Raw genomic sequence first — 20,421 nt, forward strand, 5'->3', positions numbered from 1 at the left:
TTATTCTCCCGCTTCAGTGGTGCTGACATTTTTTAATGTTGTGCCGTGTGCCAGTGCAATTGCATTTAATACCGCGGCCGCTTTACTGCGGGTTTCATCGGCTTCTGACTGCGGCACTGAATCATAAACAACCCCTGCTCCTGCCTGGGCCTGAGCAATGCCGTCTTTAACAAAGGCTGAGCGGATAACGATACAGGTATCCATATCACCTTTACCGTTAATATATCCTACTGCGCCGCCGTAACTGCCGCGGCGTTTTTTCTCAACCTGGCGTACCAGTTCTGAGGCGCGAATTTTTGGTGCACCGACTAAGGTACCCATATTCATGCACGCCTGGTAAGCATGCAGTGCATCTAAATCATCACGTAATTTACCCACCACTCGAGACACTAAATGCATTACATGACTGTATCTGTCCACTTTGAGCAGATCTGCTACATGGCGGGTGCCGGGCTCACTAATGCGGGCCACATCGTTACGGGCTAGGTCAACCAGCATTAAATGTTCAGAGGTTTCTTTACGATCTAAACGCAGTTCCAGTTCTAAACGACTGTCTAAATCTTTATTGATAGAGCCGTCGGCATTAAAACCACGAGGGCGGGTGCCGGCTATCGGATAAATCTCAACATCTTTTGTCTGCTGTGTATATTTAATCGCACTTTCAGGAGAAGCGCCAAATAAAACAAAATCACTGTCTTTTAAATAAAACATATACGGACTTGGATTGGTTTCTTTGAGTTTTGCGTAAGCTGCAATGGGATCTGGACAGGATAATGAAAAACTACGTGATGGTACAACCTGGAAAATATCACCTTTAATAATGTTCTTTTTCAGCTTTTCAACAATGGCGCAGTACTGTGCATCGGATACATCACAGCTGACTTTACCTTGTAAGGATATTTGTGTTTCAAGCTGTGGTTTATAGCTGATGCATAAATTTTGTAGTTCGGTAATGCGGGCCTGGATGCGTTTTTCATTTTCATCTGAATACAAACCGCCGAAAACACTGCCGATAATTTCTGACTGCTGTGTCTGATGATCTTGAATTAACAGTGTTTCAGCAACATAAAACATAAAATCGGGGCAGATATTGTCGCTTTCCGGCACATCCGTTAAATCTTCAAAAGTTGCAATAAAATCATAAGCAAAAGCGCCGCCAAGGAAGAGTGCCTGGTTATGTGAGGATTGTTTTTTAATATTATCAATAAGGCAGCGTAATGCATCAACTGGAGAAGCTGATTTTAAACGCTGTTCTTCATCACTACTGCTGTCGGATTTTGGAAAAGTTAACTGCAGCTGATCTGCTGACTGATGACTGATCAGCTGTATTGAAAACTGCGGAGTGATAAAGGTTAATAAATCTTTACCATTGTCGGTGATGGCGTCAAAAGTAACCACTAGTCCGTGACAGGTTATTTTCATGCACGCATCAAGCAGCATCAAACTTTTTAAATGTGCTTTGCTTTCAATTTCTGCGGAGTCAAAAAGCAGATGATTACTGCTGTCTGCCGTTATGCTCTGGAATAAACCCAGTGAATCACTAATGTATTCACAATTATTTTCAATGCTTTTTAAAACCCCAATCGGGTGTAGAGTATTCATGTGTCTTTGTCCTTTAAAATTAAGTCGGTAATCGTCTGCTAAAGGTTTATGACTGCCATCGCCAGGACTGTTTCAGGATGTTTTTTATTTTGCTCATCAGCTTTCTCTATTTATCGGGTTTTTAATTTACTCTTACATTTGTGCGGAATTAGATAAAAAAAAAGCCCGCAATGTGCGAGCTTTTAAATTTGGTTTTTTGGGAAAATTTTAAATATAAAAAAACCTCATTGCTCGCTTAAGAGAATGAGTGCCACCAAGAATAATCTTTAAGAGTAATTGTATTTAAAATCATATATCATGCGTCCCATAAATTTAGACATCCATTTTTTGCGATTCCGCCTTTAATGTCAAGGTGATTTTTAGGATATTCATGTTAATTGACCTTCACTCACACACTAATGCTTCAGACGGACAGTTAACTCCTAAGGAATTAGTGGTGCGGGCTGCTAACCGGCAGGTAGATATGTTAGCGATAACTGACCACGATAGTATTGATGGATTAGCGCAGGCTCGGCAGGTTATTACCGAGCAGGAGTTAAAATTAACCTTAATCAACGGTATCGAAATCACCACTAACTGGCTGAATCATGAAATTCATGTGGTCGGGGTAAATATTGATCCTGATAATAACGCTTTATTAACATTAATCGAAGCGCAGAAAGAAAAACGAGAGGCTCGTGCTGTTGAAATGGGGCGCCGTCTTGAAAAAGCGAAAATTCCCGGCGTTTACCAAGGGGCAAAAGCCTTAGCGGGTGAAGGTGCTATTACACGAGCTCATTTTGCACGTTATTTAGTTGAAATCGGCGCTGCGCCTACATTTCCTAAAGTGTTTGATAAATACTTAAGCCGCGGTAATACCGGTTATGTGCCGCATAACTGGGTATCGATGGAAGAGGCGGTTAAGGTTATTCATCTTGCCGGCGGGCAGGCGGTTTTAGCGCATCCGAATCATTATCATTTATCCAATAAGTGGATGCGCCGATTATTTACCGAATTTAAACAATTTAATGGTGATGCGATGGAAGTCGCAATGGGACAGCAGTCACCGCAGATGCGCCTACAATTAGCAATGTGGAGCAATGAATATGATTTATTAGCTTCGCAGGGCAGCGACTTTCATTTTGTCGGCCGCTGGCGGGATTTAGGTAAAGCACTACATTTACCTGAAATAGCAAAACCGCTTTGGTCGGACTGGCCTAGCTATTTGTTATTATCAGAAACAAAAGAAGCACTATTATGAGTCAATTTTTTTACGTACATCCAGAAAACCCGCAGGTTCGTTTAATGAAACAGGCGGTTGAAATATTAAAAAAAGGCGGCGTTATTATTTATCCGACCGATTCCGGTTATGCACTGGGCTGTACTATGGATAATAAACGCGGTCTGGATAAAATTTGTCAAATCCGCGATTTAGATAAAAAGCATAACTTTACTCTGGTATGTCGTGATCTTGCAGAGATTGCGACTTATGCGCGTGTGGATAACCAGGCTTATCGGGCTTTAAAAAATAATACCCCAGGCGCTTATACGTTTATTTTTAAATCAACTAAAGATTTACCCAAACGTTTAATGAATCCAGCTAAACGCACAATAGGTATTCGTATCCCGGATAACGCTATTGCATTAGCTTTACTTGAAGAGTTAGGTGAGCCGTTAATGACCACCAGTTTGATTCTGCCGGGTAAAGAAAGTACAGAATTTGATCCTGAAGAAATTCGCGATCAGTTAGAACATCAGGTTGAATTAATTTTAAACGGCGGTTATCTGGGCGAAGCCCCGACCACCGTCATTGATTTTTCTGATGATGGTGTGGTTATCCGCCGCGAAGGTGCCGGTGATTTAACCCCGTTTCAATAATACATTTAGATTAAGTTTAATAATAGCTTGATGGCGATGAAGATATTTTGTTTTAGTTCTAGGAGAGAACGCGCAGTTTAATAAGTATAAATGAGCATTCTCGACAACGAAATTAAACAAAATAGCAAAATCAGCATTAAGCGATGTTGGCATAATGAGAATTACCCAAAGGAAATAGAAAATGAGTGAAAAATTACAGAAAGTATTAGCACGAGCAGGACTTGGTTCACGCCGTAAAATGGAAGTGGTTATTCAGGAAGGGCGTGTTAGTCTCGACGGTAAAGTGGTCGGGCTTGGTGAGCGTGTAACTGAAGAGCAGATTATCCGTGTAGACGGACGTATTGTTAAAAGTAAAACACCAGAAAATGTTGTCTGCCGAATCCTTGCATATAACAAACCGGAAGGTGAAATCTGTACGCGCAGCGATGAAGAAGGCCGTAAAACCGTTTTTGAACGTTTACCGCATCTAAAAGGTGCCCGCTGGATCTCGATCGGTCGTTTAGATATTAATACATCCGGTTTGTTACTGTTTACAACTGACGGTGAATTTGCCAATAAAATGATGCACCCGAGCCATGAAGTTGAACGTGAATACGCGGTGCGGGTCTTTGGTGAAGTGGATGAAGCGATGCTTAACCGTTTACGCATGGGGGTTAAACTTGATGATGGTGAAGCTAAGTTTTTATCCATTAAAGAGTCCGGCAAAGAAGCGGGTGGTGAAGGTATTAACCGCTGGTACCATGTTGTATTAACGGAAGGGCGTACTCGAGAAGTGCGTCGTTTATGGGAAAGTCAGGGCGTGCAGGTAAGCCGTTTAATGCGTGTGCGTTACGGTAATATTCATTTAGATAAACAACTTCCACAGGGCGGCTGGTCTGAACTTAACCTGAAAGAAGTTAACTATCTGCGCAAACTAGTTGATATGCCTAAAGAAACGGAAACTAAAGTACGTGTTGATGAAAAGAAAGTGAAAAATACTCAGGCTCGTATCCGTCGAGCGGTTAAGAAACATACGCAGCATCGTAAAGCAGGTGAGCGTCGACGCAGTACCAGCCGTACGCGTAAATAATCAATGCGGTTATAATAAACTCTCCCCCAAAAGCATACTTAGGTATGCTTTTTTGTAGGTTTAAGAAAATCCGCTTCGCATTTTGTTTAATTTGCCGGGTGTCAAATCTATCAAAAAATGCTAAATTAACTTTAATTAATGCAATGAATTTATTAAATAAAAATAAGTAGAGATTTCATGATAAAAAAATGTTTATTTCCAGCAGCCGGTTACGGAACCCGCTTCTTACCTGCAACTAAGTCAATGCCGAAAGAGATGATGCCGATTGTTAACAAACCCTTAATTGAGTTTGGTGTTGATGAAGCATTAGAAGCAGGTATGACCGGTATGTGTATTGTGACCGGCCGAGGCAAACATTCATTAATGGATCATTTTGATATTAACTATGAATTAGAGCACCAGATCAGCGGCACAGCAAAAGAAGAGCAGTTGAAAGATATCCGCTCAATTATGGAAAGTGCGCATTTTACTTTTATTCGCCAGCGTGAAATGAAAGGCCTCGGACATGCTATCCTGACCGGAAGAAAGTTAATAGGTGATGAACCCTTTGCGGTTGTTCTTGCGGATGACCTGTGTGTTAATGAAGATGAAGGCGTTTTAAAGCAGATGGTTGCACTTTACAACCAGTTCCGCTGTTCAATTGTGGCAGTGGAAGAGGTGCCCGATGAAGAGACTCATAAATACGGCGTGATAAAAGGTGAAATGATTAAAGATGATATCTACCGTGTGGATGATATGGTTGAAAAACCAGAGCCGGGTACAGCGCCGAGTAATATGGCGATTATCGGCCGTTATATATTAACACCGGATATTTTTGAGATTATTAAAGATACGCCTCCGGGTAAAGGCGGTGAAATCCAGATCACCGATGCACTGCTTAAACAGGCGAAGAAAGGCTGTGTTCTGGCTTACAAATTTAAAGGTAAACGTTTTGACTGTGGAAGCGTACCTGGTTTTATTGAAGCAACTAATTACGTATACGATAATCTTTATCAAGAGTAAGTTGTAATTTCTAGATATAAAAAATCCCGGCTTAGTTCGGGATTTTTTATATCTGCTAATGGAAAATTATTCCTGGATGGCTTGACGAATATAACCGTTTTTTTCTGCTAATAATGTTTCTGCCTGCAAAGCATTTTTACCGGTTAACAGCATCACGATAGCTGTTTTACAATGATTATTACTCTCCAGAAGCGCCTGCTCGGCCTGCTGAGTTGTACAGTCGGCGGCTTGAATAACAATGTTTTTCTGACGTTCAAGCAGCTTTGCATTGCTTGCTTTTACATCAACCATTAAATTACCGAATACTTTACCCGTTTTGATCATGCTGCCTGTGCTGAGCATATTTAAAATTAGTTTCTGTGCTGTACCTGCTTTCATGCGTGAAGATCCGCTCAGTACCTCCGGGCCGACAACCGCGCAGATATCGATATCACTAATATCAGACATGGGACTTTGCGGATTACAGTTAATACTTATTACCTTTGCCTGCAGAGATTTAGCAAAAGACATTGCACTTAATACATAAGGGGTGCGCCCGCTGGCTGCAATGCCAACCAGTACGTCATGTTTTGTAAAGTTAATATTCTCTAAGTCAGTTTGTCCTGCCTGTTCATTGTCTTCTGCATTTTCGACTGCATTTAAAATTGCCCGATGACCGCCGGCAATCAGGCCGATTACCTGCTGCGGATCGCTGCCGAAAGTCGGCGGGCATTCACTAGCATCTAAAATGCCTAAGCGGCCGGAGGTGCCTGCGCCGCAATACACAAGTCGCCCCCCTTGCTGAAAAGCATAACTGATTACATCAACTGCGAGGGCTATTTCGGGTAAAACGGCCTGCACTGCAGCCGCTGCTTTGTGATCTTCATTGTTGATGACCTGAAGCATGTCAAAGGTTGATAAGATATCAATGCTGCTGCTGGCTGGATTAGAGCTTTCAGTGATCATATTTGCAATAGGCATAATTTAGGTCTTTAAATAATGTTGAAGGATTGAATTATTAATTCAGTATATGAGGTTAAAGTTATCAATTTATATATAATAACAAACTTAATCATACTAACGGGTTCAATGTCACATTATGAAATTTAAAAACAGGTTAGGGCGTCAGCGTTTGAGCTCCCTTATGTGCGGTGCTTTTGATTTTTTGCGTGGTTTTTTGTTGATCATGCTTTTTCTGACCGCGGGTAAATTAATCAGCAGTTATCTGCCGATTACTTTTCCGGGTAGTATTATCGGTTTAATCTTGTTGTTTATCGCTTTGTCCAGCCATGTGGTAAAAGCGGAATGGATCTTAATGTCCGGTAATTTTATTTTAAAATATATGGCACTGCTGTTTATTCCAATAGGTGTCGGTTTATTGAATTACCTAGAGTTAATTTTCAGTCACTGGCTGGTTATTGTGTTTTCTCTTTTTTTTACCACGCTGTTCATTATGTTATTAGTCGGACATTTTTTTCAGTATCTTAATAGAAATGAAGAGGTCTGATTTTGTTTTTATATATAGCGCTTCCTTTAACCTTAACTGTGTTTTTTACCAGTAAACGTCTTTATGCTTATAAAACCTGGCCGTTTTTTAATCCGGTATTATTATCGATTTTAAGTCTGATACTGATACATCTTCTTTTGGGCTTAGATTATGCGGAGTATGAGAAAGGCACCTTTTTACTCACCAGTTTATTAGAGCCTGCAGTTGTGGTGTTAGCATTACCTCTATATCTGCAGCTTCATCTTATTAAAGCAAAGCTGAATATCATATTAGCGGCATGCCTGCTTTCTGTATTGACCGCGTTTATCTGTGCTTTTTATATTATGCCTTTATTAGGGGCTGATTTAGTGACTGCCGCATCATTTGCCCCTCAGTCGGTTACAACACCGATTGCAATGGAAATTAGTAAAAGCCTGCAGGGGATCATTTCATTAACGGCCGCTATGGTTATTTTTGCCGGAATAATCGGCGCAAGTATCGGACTGGGATTTCTGCAGTTGTTCGGTGTTAAAGATAAACAAGCGCAGGGGATTGCCATCGGCTGTGCATCACATGCGCTGGGCACGGCAAAAGTACTGGAAGTTGATAAAGTAGCGGGCGCATTTTCTTCGATTGCATTGATTATATGTGCCGTTTTATCAGCGTTGCTGATGCCGCTGCTATATGCACTGCTTTTTTAACAGACATATCTGTTACCAATCAAAATGCTGATTTTTGCATCTTGAATGATAACGGGTATAAAAAAGCCGAAGAGTAACTTCGGCTTTTATGTACTGCTTATAAGCTGTTACTACTAATCAGCTGCATAACCATTTTCAGGTAATACTTCACCGTCAAGCATTGCCTGGTTATTTTCCATTGCTAAACGCCCGGTTAAAAACCACTGTGCGGCTAACGGAAAAATAGAATGCTCTTGAGTAAGTACTCGCTCACGCAGATCTTCGGCACTATCTTCAGTAAAAACAGGTACTTTAGCCTGTAATACAGTCGGACCTGAGTCGAGTTCCGGTGTTACGAAATGCACACTTGCACCATGCTCTGAATCACCGGCATCAATAGCACGCTGGTGTGTATTGGTCCCCTGGTATTTCGGCAGCAGTGAAGGGTGGATATTAAGCATTTTACCAAGGTATTTATTAACAAACTCGGTTGTTAAAATACGCATAAATCCAGCCGTCAAAATTAAATCCGGCTGATATTTATCCAGTGCCTCACTTAATAAAGCATCATATTCTTCACGAGTGTCGATGCCCTGGCTGGCTATCACCCGGCTGCTGATACCTGCATCAGCAGCGCGCTGCAGTCCTAACACGTCGCTTTTGTTACTGATCACTGCCGACACTTCAATGTGTTGATCTGCAATGGTGCTGTTATGCAGTTTATCAATGATAACCTGCAGATTAGTGCCGGTACCTGAGATAAGAACAACTATTTTTTTGCTGGGTAAGGTTGTACTCATTATTTATTTAATCTCTACTTGTGCTTCATTTTCACGGGCATCTTCGATATGGCCTAATACCCAGGCATTTTCACCTTGAGCTGTTAGGATTTCTACTGCTTTTTCTTTTTCAGATGCCGGAACAACGATCATTAGACCAACACCACAGTTAAATGTACGGTACATCTCTTCTGTTTCTACATTGCCGTTTTCCTGCAGCCAGTTGAAAATAGCAGGCCATTGCCAGCTTTTACCATCAACAACCGCTTTACTGCCTTTAGGTAAGACACGTGGAATATTTTCCCAGAAGCCGCCGCCGGTAATATGCGAAATAGCGTGTACTGGACAGTTTTTAATTAATTCCAGGGTCGACTTAACGTAGATTTTAGTGGGTGTTAATAACGTATCACCAAGCGTTGAGTCGCCGAACGGCGCACTGGTATCTGCTTTAGACACTTCTAAAATTTTACGCACTAAGGAGTAACCGTTTGAATGCGGACCGCTTGAACCTACTGCGATTAATGCATCACCAGCGCCAACTTTAGTACCGTCAATAACATCGGCTTTTTCTACCACACCGACACAGAAACCAGCAATATCGTAATCATCACCTTCATACATGCCCGGCATTTCAGCAGTTTCACCACCGATAAGTGAACAGTTAGAAAGTAAGCAGCCTTCGCCGATACCAGTCACAACATCTGCCGCCACGTCAACATCCAGTTTACCTGTCGCGTAATAGTCTAAGAAAAACAGAGGCTCTGCACCTTGAACGATAAGGTCGTTCACACACATTGCCACTAAGTCGATACCGACTGTGTCGTGCTTTTTAAGGTCAATTGCCAAACGCAGTTTTGTACCGACGCCATCAGTACCTGCAACTAATAAAGGCTCTTTATACCCTGTTGGTAGTTGGCATAATGCACCGAAACCACCTAATCCGCCCATAACTTCTGGTCGCTTAGTGCGTTTAGCTACACCTTTAATACGCTCAACTAATGCTGTACCCGCGTCAATATCTACGCCAGCGTCTTTGTAGCTTAAAGAGTTTTTGTCGTTGCTCACTTGCATTCCCCGCAAAATTAATTGGAAAAGCTGTTTAGGCTTTTATAGAGTTTGATGAATTAGAACTGGCGGCATTTTAGCATTTATATGAGCAGGAGCTAATTATTTATGCACTGATTTTTACTTTATGGTGAATCTTTCGGCAGCCGGGGGACTTATCTGTATTTTCAAAGGAACTGAATTGATTGAAGTTTCAGTGAGTTGGTGAATATAATGCGTTTATTATAATTATCATCTTGCAATAGAGTTAGATCTGCTTATGATCTAGTTTTATTATTTAAAATGGTAGTTAACTTAATGAAATTCATTTTCTTAACACGCAGTCTGTTTATCCTGCTTATCGCATTTACATCGCCGTTATCTGCCGGGCAATTTGATAACCCGTATCAGGGCAATATTGTGGTCGGAAAACAGAGTGAAGACCTGCTCAAGCAGCAGGCTTTAAAACAAGTGCTGGTAAAAGTATCGGGTAACACCGAGGTGGTCAAACTTGCTGAAAGTAAACTTCTATTAAAAAATGTCCAAAGCCTGTTATCACAGTTTGGTTACCGACTGTTTAAAGACAAACGTTACTTTTTTGCCGTCTTTGATCAGCGAAAAATTACTCAGGCCTTAAAAGATATGCAGCAGCCTGTCTGGGGAGATACTCGGCCGACAACACTTGTCTGGTTAATTAAGGATGATAAAGGCACGCGTAAACTGCTTTCTGACTATATGATCAATAACAGCAGCGAATCCAAATTTTCATCGGTGTTACAATCTCAACAGCATGATCGGGGTATTACCCTGCAGTTTCCTTTAATGGATCTGGATGATAATTTAGCATTATCCGTATCAGATGTTGCCGGACGTTTTTATACGCCTATTGCCGCCGCCAGTGCACGTTATGCTATGAATCATTTTGTTGCTGCTAATTTAAAACAGGTGTCCGAAGATAACTGGTATTTAGACTGGGTATTAGTACAGTCTGATACGCTGACGAAACAAAATAAAATGTTATTATCCGATAAATTTTACGGCGAAAAATCACAGCTTTTGGCAAAAATGACCAATGCTATTGCGGATTATTATGCTGGGCAGTATGCGGTGCTGGAAAACGAAGATGAGAAATTTAAACAAACCATTTATATTAACGGTATTACTTCATTAGCGCAGTTAACAAAACTGAATGATCTATTATCCGGGTTATTAGCTATTGCTTCATTTGAAGTTGTGTCAGTACAAGATCAGCAGGTTACAATTAATGTTAAAGTTAATGGCGGTCTGCACAGTTTTGCAAATGCACTGTCAGTCCAGACTGCTTTGCAGGAAGATCTTTCTAATGATGAAAAATTTCATTTTTACTGGCGTTAATTAAGGAAAACCATGCCTCAAGATGAGTTACGCTTTCAGTATCCGTTATTAGCACTTAAATTTCCAGATGATGAAACCTTTGCGAGTTTTTATCCGGGACAAAATGCCGCTTTATTAACTCAGCTGAAAAACAGTGTGGTAGGACTTGGTGAACCTGTCCTGTATATGTGGGGAGAGTCCGGCAGCGGCCGCTCACATTTATTACATGCTTTATGCAGTGAAGTTGATGAACGTGGAGACAGTGTTGCTTATATCCCTCTGCATCACTATCAGGGCATGACCCTGGATATTTTTGAAAACATGGAAAAAGTCACTCTGGTGTGTATTGATAATGTTGATGCGGTTGCCGGTGATAAAAAATGGGAAAAAGCACTTTTTGATTTTTATAACCGCTGGTTAGATAACAAAGAAAACCGTCCGCCAGGTGCTAGTTTAGTATTATGTGCCAGTGATCTGCCCAAACAGCTAGGTATAAAGCTCAATGATCTTGTGTCCCGTTTTGAGTGGGGGGCCTGTCATCATCTAGCCCCGCTGAATGACGAAGAAAAACTAGGTGCACTGCAGCTGCGGGCGCAGCTGAAAGGTATGAAACTGCCTGTTGATGTGGGACGATTTTTATTGAACCGTTTATCACGGGATATGAATACACTGTTAACAACGCTGGATCGTTTAGATAATGCCTCGCTTGAAGCAAAACGTAAACTTACTATTCCTTTTGTTAAAGAAGTCTTAGAACTATAGGTCTAAGACTTTATAACCTTCGTTATTTCTCTTGAGCAGCCTTCTTTTTACGAATGTTCAATCCCAGCTCCTGCCCTCGGTATTTCGCAAAATAGATATTACCGGAGAGAAACAAACAGGTCAGAAGCAGTTCAATAACAGCCAGCAGGCTCTGAGCCGGATCGGTTAATAAAATAACCATACTGTGCATCAGGTACAACAGAGCAACAAAAGCGCTCCAGGCATAAGTATAGGGATTGTTCTGTATAATGCCTTTCAGTGGAAACAGTAAAGGTATAAACCAAAGTGCAGCAACCAGCCAGGGGCTGATGCCTAAAGCCGGTGGTGACAGCCATAAATGCCAGGCTGGAATCAAAACCAGCAGCCCGAAGTAACCTGTTTTTGCCAGCAGTTTAAAAAGCTCAGTTTTTTTCATATACACTTCCGGCGGCCTGATCGAAGCACAGTTTATAAAACACTAAATAATAGCCAGAACGCTTTCCGGCGGGCGCCCAATGGCTGCTTTACCGTTTGCTAATACAATCGGGCGTTCAATCAGTTTCGGGTTTTCCAGCATTGCCTGTAAAAGTTCCTCTTCATCTTGTACGTCTTTTAAAGCTAAAGCTTTATAGATATCTTCGTTAGTACGCATTAACTGTCGTGCACTGTTAAAACCCAGCAGCTCAATAATCTGCTTTAATATTTCTAAGCCTGGTGGTGTTTTCAGGTATTCAACCACGGTTAGGCTGTCTGTTTCATTCTCAATCAGGGCTAATGTAGCACGGCTTTTTGAGCAGCGCGGATTATGATAAATTGTAATGTCGGTCATCTTTATTCCTTTTTTAAGTAGCGGTTATGCTTCAATAAGCCAAAGACAAAAATTAAAGCACAACTGTTGTGTTTATAAGAATTATTCTGCCGGCCAGGTGACAATATAATCTTCGAGATTGTCAGGGTTCACTGTGGTTTCTGAAACGATCTTTCCACGAATTGAACATCCGGCTTTATGCATTGCCGACTGGCTGCCGGTAATAAGAGGGTGCCATTCTGGTAATGGTTTTTCTTCAACTAATAAACGGTAGGCGCAGCTTGCCGGCAGCCAGTGAAACTGGTCAATATCATCCAGTGAAACTTTTACACAATCTTTAACTAACTTAAAGCGCTGTTCATATTTTTTACATTTGCATGTTTTTGTATGCAGAAGATGACAAGCCACATTAGTAAAATGCAGCTCTTCAGTGTCATCGTCAATGATTTTGTTTAAACAGCATTTCCCGCAGCCGTCACAAAGTGATTCCCACTCCTGCTGTGACATTTGTGATAGTGTTTTTTTTTCCCAGAAGTTAGCCATGTGTACCTTATTTAGTTGGAGCTGTAATGCGCGGGTGATTAATTCGTTCAGATAAATAGCTGACCGCTGTTGCAAAGTAATACGAACGATTCCAGTGCATTAATACTTTGTAGTTATTGTAGGCGAGATAAACCCGGCCGCTGGCATCATCGGGTATAACAATTGATGCATCAAGATCGACTTTAGGCAGCGCAGTACCGTCAAAACGTCGTACTCCGAGATCCTGCCATTGGGCAAGAGTTTTCTGTTTTTTTATGCCGGCTAATTCGCTGTCAAAATTTTCCGGTAATAAAACCTGGCGTCCCCAGGTTTCATCATAATTCCAGCCTTCAGTTTTTAAATAGTTAGCCGCCGAAGCAAATACATCTGCATAGCTGTTCCAGATATCTTTTCTGCCGTCACCGTCATAATCTACCGCATAATTAAGGTATGAAGTCGGCATAAACTGTACCTGGCCCATTGCACCGGCCCATGAACCGATGAATTTATCCTGTTCTATATGGCCTTCTTCGAGAATGGTTAATGCGGCAAATAATTGTTTTTTAAATAATGCTTCACGACGCCCTTCGTAAGCCATTGTTGTTAAAGATGAGATAACATAATGGCGTCCGGTTAAGCGGCCGAAGTTAGTTTCAATGCCCCATAGGGCAACAATAAACCTCGGCTGTACGCCGTACTCTCTACCAATTTTATGGAGCAGATGATAATGCTTCTGATACGCTTCCCGTGCCTGATCTATTTTCCAGTCAGGCACCGCTCGGGGAATATAGGTATCTAAGGTCAGTTTAAATTCCGGCTGTTCTTTATCTGATTTAACACTGCGCTGCAAAAACTCTACCTCAGTAAAGGCATTATCAACCACGGCCGCATCAATGCCTTTTTCTTTCGCTTCAACCTTTATATTTTCAACATACTGTTTAAAAGGTATTTTTTCTACCTCAGCCGCATTAACGACTTGAGCCATTAAAGATGCTGAGCAGATGCTGAGCACAGAGAAAAAACCGGCAAATTTATTTATTTTCATCTTGGATCCCTTGTTTGTTGTTTTTTCCACTTTTTATGTTCTTTTAAGTGGTCAACAGGCGGAGGAGGAAGCTGCAGATAATAACCATTATCGACAATTGAAGAGAGTACTTTTTCAGCATCCGCAAGGGCTAGTTTTGTTTCTTTTTTAATATTCAGCAGAGAAACTAACTGCGGCGGACCGAATTGTTCTAAAAGAGGATCGGGAACGGGTGAAAAATCATCTCTTTTAGCGATAAAAAGATAGGTTTGCGGTTTGCGAATACTTTTATATACAGCACATAACATAATACTAATTCAGCCCTTTACTTGCCTATTTCGGCAGCAGACTATAACATGTTATCTGCTTTAATTTTTATAGAAATTAGCTGAATTTTAAGTCAAATCATAAAGATGAACAAAGACAGGACAGTTATGACATTAAAATCGTTAAATTTCACCTTACTTGTGGTGAATGTTGATAATGAAGAGCTTTCTATATTAGCAGAAGAGCTTAATAAAAAACGTATGATGGCCCCTGATTTTTTCAGCAATGCTCCCATTGTTGTTAATATTGAAAGTGAAACACTGAATTTAGATTTTACCCAGTTAAAAAACGTAGTAAGTGAACAGGGATTTTTGTTAGTGGGAATTTCTGGTGAGTTATCCGAGCCCCAGAAAGCGCTGCTTAATGCGCAGAATATCGCCGTTTTACGCAGTTCAAGGCGTCATGCAGGCAAAACCGAAGTTAAAACAGAAGTTAAAGAACAACAAGTGCAGGCCGCTGGAGTCGAGCCGGCTGCATTGAGCGGTTATATAAAAACTAAAATTCATACCGGCCGAGTTCGTTCCGGGCAGCAGATTTATGCCAAAGAGTGTGATCTGGTTATTAACGGCGATGTTGGTGCCGGGGCCGAGGTGATTGCTGACGGCAATATTCATATTTACGGCGCATTACGTGGTAAAGCGTTAGCCGGTGCCATGGGAGATCAGAGCGCTTTAATTTTCTGTCAGGCACTTAGTCCTGAACTAGTTTCTATCGCCGGAGTTTATAAATTAAGTGAAGATCTGCCTCATGAGTTTGCCGGTAAAAGCAGCATAGTTTCATTGCAGGATGAACAGATTGTATTAACCAATTTAAGTCAGATTTAATTAGCTAAGGAATAATAATGGCAAAAGTTATTGTCGTGACATCAGGTAAAGGTGGTGTCGGTAAAACAACAAGCAGTGCGGCAATCGGTACCGGTCTTGCAATGTCTGGTGCGAAAACCGTGATTATTGATTTTGATATCGGTTTACGTAATTTAGATTTGATCATGGGCTGTGAACGCCGTGTTGTGTACGATTTGATTAATGTGATTAACGGGGAAGCAAACCTGCAGCAGGCATTGGTTAAAGATAAACGTATCAGTGATCTTTTCATTATGCCGGCATCACAAACCAGAAATAAAGACGCGTTAACCAAAGAGGGGGTTGAAAAAGTCATTCATGATTTAAAAGCCGACGGTTTTGAATATATCATTTGTGATTCACCAGCTGGTATAGAACAAGGTGCGATGATGGCCTTGTACTTTGCAGATGAAGCGGTGGTAACAACCAACCCGGAAGTCTCTTCTGTGCGTGATTCAGACCGTATTACCGGTATGCTTTCAAGTAAGTCATACCGCTCTGAACAGCAGCTGACGCCGGTTAAAGTGCATCTGTTAATTACCCGTTATTGTCCTGAACGCGTTGAAAAAGAAGAGATGTTAAGTATTGATGATATCGACGATCTGTTAGGTATCGATCTGCTGGGTGTGATTCCAGAATCACAGGATGTATTAAATGCATCGAATTTAGGTGAGCCTGTCATTTTGAATCAGGATTGTGATGCCGGTAAAGCGTACCAGGATGCGGTGGATCGTTTAATGGGTATAGAGCGTGATCTTCGTTTTGTAACCTATGAAAAGAAAGGTTTTTTAAGCCGCATATTTGGAGGTTAAAATGGGATTATTACAATATTTCAGACAGGAAAAGCCAAAAAAAGGCAGCGCCAAACTTGCTAAAGACCGTTTACAGATTATTGTTGCACATGAACATTCATCAGCGGCTAAACCCGCATATTTACCTGAAATGCAGAAAGAGATTGTTGCTGTTATTCGTAAATATATGGAAATTTCCAGTAATGATGTGAAGTGTGAATTCACCGATAAAGGCGATGAGGATATGTCGGTACTTGAGGTGAATGTCGCTTTACCTAAGCAGCATACTCCTTATTAAAATTATATAGTATAAAAAATGCGGCTGAACAGCCGCATAGCTATAATAGTCCGACGAGCCTTTATTTGGTCTTATTCGTCTCTTTGTTAATTATACTTACGCTGTTGATGAGAACCGCACGGTGCGGCTTATCTGCAACACCTGTATCAACGACTGCAATTTTATCTACAACATCCATACCTAAGCTCACTTTACCAAAAACGGCATAGCCATACTGACCGCCGCTGGCATCTAAAAAACCGTTATCTTTATGGTTAATAAAAAATTGTCTTGTGGCTGAATGCGGCTCACCGGTTCTTGCCATTGCAATTGTACCGCGCTTATTACTTAAACCGTTTAAGGATTCGTTTTTAATAGGAGCCAAAGCGTCTACTCTTTGTCCCGATTCTTTAAAACCGCCGCCCTGGATCATGAAGTTATTAATAACCCGATGAAAAGTGGTTTTTTTAAAACCGTCACTTTCAACATAAGCTAAAAAATTAGCAACAGTTACAGGTGACTGCTCCGGGAAGAGCTCAATAATTATTTTACCTTCTGAGGTATCCATTTCAACAACGGGATTAGCTGCACTGAATACAGAGCTGCTGATTAAAAGTAATAATACAGATATAAAATGTTTCATTAGTTAATTCCTTGATATATACCAGGTAGATTGAAAATACGGATTGCTGCATTTTCAATCTACCTGAATATAAAGTTATTTTAAAGTTGCAGCAGTTTACTCTTAAGTTCAGCATCCTGAACTATTTCATTCAATAGTTGTGATAACTGAGTATTTAATTGTTCACTTAGATCATCGATATCAGCCTGAAACGGCGCCTGTGCAGAATATTTAGTCTTAAAGGTTTTACTGAAGGTTTTCGTTTCAGAGTTTAACTGCACTTTTATAACGATATTTGAATCAATTTCGTGGCTAAGCGTTGACTGTTTTACCTGTGACAGTAGTTTAATTACCTGAATATCTATCTGATACGGGCTGGATGACAGCAGTGTTAAACCCTGTTTTGACCATTGTCTGCTTAGCGCCTGTTCAATAATCAGTCTGCTGCCTGCCGATTCATTGATAAGAACTGCCGCATCATCTCCTGAGCTTATTTCAATTAAATAATGTGCAATGCGGCGATCCTGACTTGTTACAGACCAGTTTATACTGCTCTCAAGGCTTTTATTGTTATCGATGCTGGATAGTTGAGGCTGCAGCTGTGTGCTTGTGGGAGTGCTGCTGCAGGAGAACAATAAAGCACTGCTTAGTATAACTGTCAGCAGGCGGACAGGTTTGAACCATGAGTTAGGCATAATAGTAATTCCTATAGTAAATTAAAGTATAAAGATCATATCAAATCGATTTGATTTGTCTGTTTTTTTACTGCATAAAGAGCAGGCTTTTTGAACAGCGCTTATGTTAGTTGTTACATAAAGGTACCTTTAAGGTTAATTCTTATCTGCTTTTGATTAATTTTCGCAGCCTGATAGTCGTTGTTATTATTTATGAGTATTTTGTGTTTTTGTATAAAATATGACCGGCTTATAATATTCAAGCTTTAAAGAAGATCCTGACCAAAAGCATATTGTCGGACTGCAGCGCTGATGGTTTCTAGCTTTACCGGGGTTATCCACTTTTTCTGTGGATAACTCTGTGGGAGCTTTTCGTAAAAGTGCCTGAACCCCCCGTTATTACTTGCTTTGCTTTACCTTGCGGTAAAAACAAACAAAATATAAACCCTTTAAAATACAGCTAGTTAAGAATGTCAATAGAGTGTAAATATTTTTTGTTTGATGTTTTTTATGCAATATTTATTTGTTTGAAAGTCAATAATTTTCTGTGAATTATTTTTAGATTAATTTGGAAAAATTAATTGACAATTAATTAAATAGCGGAGTTTTTATTGTTGGATTTCTAAACCTCAGATAAAGGTTGTTTATCACTATTGCATATAAAAAAAGTGAATATAGCTTAGGTCGAAGGACAAGATCGTAAATTTAAAATCGTATATAGAGGCTGATTGTTTGTATATAATTAGTAAAAAAGAGGCTTTCTAATATAAATTGCAGCTAACGCGGGCTTTTAAGGCGTTTTCCTCTATGACTATGGCTTGAGGCGCTGTTAATGAGCGCTGTATATGTTTATAAGCGCACAATTACCTGAGCTTATGATATGTTAAGCTGTCTGCTGCGCAGAGTTTCTAAACTTGAGGTTATTATGGAAAAACAGTTTCAGTTATCATCGTCATTTTCACCTGCAGGTGATCAGCCTCAGGCTATTGAGCAGTTAGTTGAAGGTCTTGAGTCGGGCCTGGCATTTCAAACCCTGCTCGGGGTAACTGGATCGGGTAAAACATTTACTCTGGCGAATACTATTGCGCAGCTGAATCGTCCTACATTAATCCTTGCACCGAATAAAACCTTAGCGGCGCAGCTTTATGGTGAGATGAAAGAGTTTTTTCCGGATAATGCAGTTGAGTATTTTGTTTCTTATTACGATTATTATCAGCCTGAGGCCTATGTACCAAGCTCAGACTCTTTTATTGAGAAAGATGCTGCTGTTAATGCTCATATTGAACAGATGCGTTTATCGGCAACTAAAGCTTTGTTAGAGCGCAAAGATGTGGTGCTGGTTGCATCTGTTTCTGCTATCTACGGCTTAGGCGATCCGACTGCTTATTTAGAGATGATGCTTCACCTGAGTGTCGGGGAGATCATTTCCAGCCGTGAAATCCTGCAGCGCCTGGTAGATTTACAATATAACCGTAATGAAACTGAGTTAAGCCGCGGTACTTTCCGGGTACGCGGCGAAGTGATTGACATTTTTCCCGCTGATTCCGAAAAAGAAGCTTTTCGTATTGAACTGTTTGATGATGAAGTTGAAAATATCACCGTCTTTGATCCGCTTACCGGACAGCAGTTAGATAAACTTGTCCGTGTCACCATTTATCCTAAAACCCATTACGTTACACCTCGAGAGCAGATTCTTAAAGCAGTTGACGGTATAAAAGAGGAGTTAAACGAACGTAAAAAAGAATTTTTAGCGCAGAATAAATTAGTTGAAGAACAGCGGATTTCACAACGCACCTTATATGATATTGAGATGATGAATGAGCTTGGGTACTGCTCGGGTATTGAAAACTACTCCCGTTATCTGTCCGGAAGAAGTCATGGGGATGCACCGCCGACGTTGTTTGATTATCTGCCCAAAGACGGTTTATTAATTATCGATGAAAGTCATGTGACGGTGCCACAGATTGGTGCTATGTATAAAGGGGACCGCTCGCGTAAGGAAAATCTGGTTAATTACGGATTCCGTCTGCCTTCTGCCTTAGATAACCGTCCGCTTAAATTTGCAGAGTTTGAAGCACTTGCCCCGCAGACTATTTATGTTTCCGCGACGCCCAGTGATTATGAGGTAGATAAATCACAGGGTGATATCGTGCGTCAGGTTATTCGTCCGACCGGTCTGCTGGATCCGGAAATTGAAGTGCGTCCGGTGAATACCCAGGTTGATGATCTGCTCTCTGAAATTAATCTGCGTATTCCCCTAAAAGAACGGGTTCTGGTAACTACATTAACTAAACGTATGGCAGAGGATCTCACTGAATATCTGCATGAGCATGGTATAAAAGTGCGTTATCTGCATTCTGATGTTGATACGGTTGAACGTGTGGAGATTATTCGTGACCTGCGTCTGGGGATTTTTGATGTATTGATAGGCATTAACTTACTGCGGGAAGGGCTGGATATTCCCGAGGTCTCTTTAGTGGCAATATTAGATGCAGATAAAGAGGGTTTTTTACGCTCCGAACGTTCGCTGATTCAAACCATGGGCAGGGCGGCGCGTAATTTAAAAGGTAAAGCGATTCTATATGCCGACCGTATTACCGGATCTATGCACAAAGCGATAAAAGTAACGGAAGACAGACGAGCGCTGCAGGATGAGTTTAATCAGGCTAACGGCATTATTCCGCAGGGATTAACAAAACAAGTTAGTGATGTAATGCAGCTCGGACAGCGTAATCTTAAAAAAGGTAAAACTAAACAAGATAATGTTTCTGAATCTCGGGCTGATTATCAGATAAGCAGTGAGCAGGATATTCTTAAACAGATAGCTGAAAAAGAAAAGCAGATGTTTGCTTATGCTAAAGATTTAGAGTTTGAGAAAGCCGCTCAGATAAGAGATGAAGTGGCGAAACTGCATGAGATGCTGGTGACAATGGGATAGTGTA

General features: G+C 40.9%; 23 protein-coding genes. 12 read left to right on the forward strand and 11 right to left on the reverse strand.

The genetic code is table 11. The features are described from left to right. Window positions 1-1,602 (reverse strand): anthranilate synthase component 1, encoded by a 1,602-nt coding sequence (locus G327_RS0103115; protein ID WP_019613302.1) that lies wholly within the window; start codon window positions 1,600-1,602, stop codon window positions 1-3. Window positions 1,603-1,972: 370 nt separating this feature from the next. Between G327_RS0103115 and rnm the strand changes: the two genes are divergently transcribed. The 4 genes from rnm to galU all read left to right on the forward strand — a co-directional run bounded on the left by rnm (window position 1,973) and on the right by galU (window position 5,530). After that, a complete protein-coding gene (rnm, locus tag G327_RS0103120; protein WP_019613303.1) occupies window positions 1,973-2,842 on the forward strand; it encodes an RNase RNM in 870 nt (289 codons plus the stop codon). After that, on the forward strand, window positions 2,839-3,459 hold the full coding sequence (locus tag G327_RS0103125) for an L-threonylcarbamoyladenylate synthase (protein ID WP_019613304.1): 621 nt from the start codon (window positions 2,839-2,841) through the stop codon (window positions 3,457-3,459). The genes rnm and G327_RS0103125 overlap by 4 nt, the downstream gene beginning before the upstream one ends. A gap of 181 nt (window positions 3,460-3,640) precedes the next feature. After that, window positions 3,641-4,528, forward strand: a complete 888-nt coding sequence (gene rluB, locus G327_RS23905; protein WP_019613305.1) for a 23S rRNA pseudouridine(2605) synthase RluB — start codon at window positions 3,641-3,643, stop codon at window positions 4,526-4,528. A 177-nt stretch (window positions 4,529-4,705) separates the two neighbouring features. After that, window positions 4,706-5,530, forward strand: coding sequence for a UTP--glucose-1-phosphate uridylyltransferase GalU (gene galU / locus G327_RS0103135; protein WP_019613306.1), 825 nt, complete (start codon window positions 4,706-4,708; stop codon window positions 5,528-5,530). 66 nt (window positions 5,531-5,596) lie between these two features. Here galU and murQ read toward each other — a convergent pair whose 3' ends face one another. Next, window positions 5,597-6,490: an N-acetylmuramic acid 6-phosphate etherase gene (gene murQ / locus G327_RS0103140; protein ID WP_019613307.1), complete on the reverse strand. Its 894-nt coding sequence runs from the start codon at window positions 6,488-6,490 to the stop codon at window positions 5,597-5,599. A gap of 118 nt (window positions 6,491-6,608) precedes the next feature. Between murQ and G327_RS0103145 the strand changes: the two genes are divergently transcribed. After that, window positions 6,609-7,016: a CidA/LrgA family protein gene (locus tag G327_RS0103145; protein ID WP_019613308.1), complete on the forward strand. Its 408-nt coding sequence runs from the start codon at window positions 6,609-6,611 to the stop codon at window positions 7,014-7,016. A 2-nt stretch (window positions 7,017-7,018) separates the two neighbouring features. Next, a complete protein-coding gene (locus tag G327_RS0103150; RefSeq protein WP_019613309.1) occupies window positions 7,019-7,696 on the forward strand; it encodes an LrgB family protein in 678 nt (225 codons plus the stop codon). A gap of 113 nt (window positions 7,697-7,809) precedes the next feature. Here G327_RS0103150 and purN read toward each other — a convergent pair whose 3' ends face one another. Continuing rightward, window positions 7,810-8,475, reverse strand: coding sequence for a phosphoribosylglycinamide formyltransferase (gene purN, locus G327_RS0103155; RefSeq protein ID WP_019613310.1), 666 nt, complete (start codon window positions 8,473-8,475; stop codon window positions 7,810-7,812). Between the two features lie 3 nt (window positions 8,476-8,478). Continuing rightward, window positions 8,479-9,519: a phosphoribosylformylglycinamidine cyclo-ligase gene (gene purM, locus G327_RS0103160; RefSeq protein WP_019613311.1), complete on the reverse strand. Its 1,041-nt coding sequence runs from the start codon at window positions 9,517-9,519 to the stop codon at window positions 8,479-8,481. A 297-nt stretch (window positions 9,520-9,816) separates the two neighbouring features. On the opposite strand from purM, the gene G327_RS0103165 reads away from it, so the two are divergent. Both G327_RS0103165 and hda read left to right on the forward strand, forming a co-directional pair. Continuing rightward, a complete protein-coding gene (locus G327_RS0103165; protein ID WP_019613312.1) occupies window positions 9,817-10,872 on the forward strand; it encodes a DUF2066 domain-containing protein in 1,056 nt (351 codons plus the stop codon). 12 nt (window positions 10,873-10,884) lie between these two features. Then, the gene (gene hda / locus G327_RS0103170) at window positions 10,885-11,613 is read left to right on the forward strand and encodes a DnaA inactivator Hda (protein WP_019613313.1); all 729 of its coding nucleotides are present in this window, start codon (window positions 10,885-10,887) and stop codon (window positions 11,611-11,613) included. A 22-nt stretch (window positions 11,614-11,635) separates the two neighbouring features. Here hda and G327_RS0103175 read toward each other — a convergent pair whose 3' ends face one another. The 5 genes from G327_RS0103175 to G327_RS0103195 all read right to left on the reverse strand — a co-directional run bounded on the left by G327_RS0103175 (window position 11,636) and on the right by G327_RS0103195 (window position 14,254). Further along, window positions 11,636-12,028 carry a DUF2069 domain-containing protein gene (locus tag G327_RS0103175; RefSeq protein WP_019613314.1) on the reverse strand — a complete coding sequence of 131 codons (393 nt, stop codon included), beginning with the start codon at window positions 12,026-12,028 and terminating at the stop codon, window positions 11,636-11,638. Window positions 12,029-12,070: 42 nt separating this feature from the next. Beyond that, complete coding sequence (gene arsC, locus G327_RS0103180; RefSeq protein WP_019613315.1) at window positions 12,071-12,421, reverse strand: arsenate reductase (glutaredoxin); 351 nt, start codon at window positions 12,419-12,421, stop codon at window positions 12,071-12,073. A gap of 81 nt (window positions 12,422-12,502) precedes the next feature. Then, on the reverse strand, window positions 12,503-12,943 hold the full coding sequence (locus G327_RS0103185) for a YcgN family cysteine cluster protein (protein ID WP_019613316.1): 441 nt from the start codon (window positions 12,941-12,943) through the stop codon (window positions 12,503-12,505). A gap of 7 nt (window positions 12,944-12,950) precedes the next feature. Next, entirely contained in the window at window positions 12,951-13,967 is a 1,017-nt protein-coding gene (locus G327_RS0103190; RefSeq protein WP_019613317.1) for a lytic murein transglycosylase, read from the reverse strand. Beyond that, the gene (locus G327_RS0103195; RefSeq protein WP_019613318.1) at window positions 13,964-14,254 is read right to left on the reverse strand and encodes a YcgL domain-containing protein; all 291 of its coding nucleotides are present in this window, start codon (window positions 14,252-14,254) and stop codon (window positions 13,964-13,966) included. The genes G327_RS0103190 and G327_RS0103195 overlap by 4 nt, the downstream gene beginning before the upstream one ends. 126 nt (window positions 14,255-14,380) lie before the next feature. On the opposite strand from G327_RS0103195, the gene minC reads away from it, so the two are divergent. The 3 genes from minC to minE are packed head-to-tail and all read left to right on the forward strand — an operon-like array spanning window position 14,381 to window position 16,204. After that, entirely contained in the window at window positions 14,381-15,097 is a 717-nt protein-coding gene (minC, locus tag G327_RS0103200; RefSeq protein WP_019613319.1) for a septum site-determining protein MinC, read from the forward strand. Between the two features lie 17 nt (window positions 15,098-15,114). Beyond that, window positions 15,115-15,927: a septum site-determining protein MinD gene (minD, locus tag G327_RS0103205; protein ID WP_019613320.1), complete on the forward strand. Its 813-nt coding sequence runs from the start codon at window positions 15,115-15,117 to the stop codon at window positions 15,925-15,927. A gap of 1 nt (window position 15,928) precedes the next feature. Next, on the forward strand, window positions 15,929-16,204 hold the full coding sequence (gene minE, locus G327_RS0103210; RefSeq protein ID WP_019613321.1) for a cell division topological specificity factor MinE: 276 nt from the start codon (window positions 15,929-15,931) through the stop codon (window positions 16,202-16,204). Between the two features lie 61 nt (window positions 16,205-16,265). Here the strand turns inward: minE and G327_RS0103215 are convergent, their stop codons facing one another. Together G327_RS0103215 and G327_RS0103220 are read right to left on the reverse strand one after the other, a co-directional pair. Next, entirely contained in the window at window positions 16,266-16,826 is a 561-nt protein-coding gene (locus G327_RS0103215) for a peptidylprolyl isomerase (RefSeq protein WP_019613322.1), read from the reverse strand. Window positions 16,827-16,906: 80 nt separating this feature from the next. Then, complete coding sequence (locus G327_RS0103220; RefSeq protein ID WP_019613323.1) at window positions 16,907-17,500, reverse strand: YajG family lipoprotein; 594 nt, start codon at window positions 17,498-17,500, stop codon at window positions 16,907-16,909. A 904-nt stretch (window positions 17,501-18,404) separates the two neighbouring features. Here G327_RS0103220 and uvrB point away from each other — a divergent pair. Continuing rightward, window positions 18,405-20,417, forward strand: coding sequence for an excinuclease ABC subunit UvrB (uvrB, locus tag G327_RS0103225; protein WP_026339162.1), 2,013 nt, complete (start codon window positions 18,405-18,407; stop codon window positions 20,415-20,417). The last annotated feature ends 4 nt before the right edge of the window (window positions 20,418-20,421 follow it).

The organism is Psychromonas ossibalaenae ATCC BAA-1528 (assembly GCF_000381745.1).
GTDB lineage: Bacteria > Pseudomonadota > Gammaproteobacteria > Enterobacterales > Psychromonadaceae > Psychromonas > Psychromonas ossibalaenae.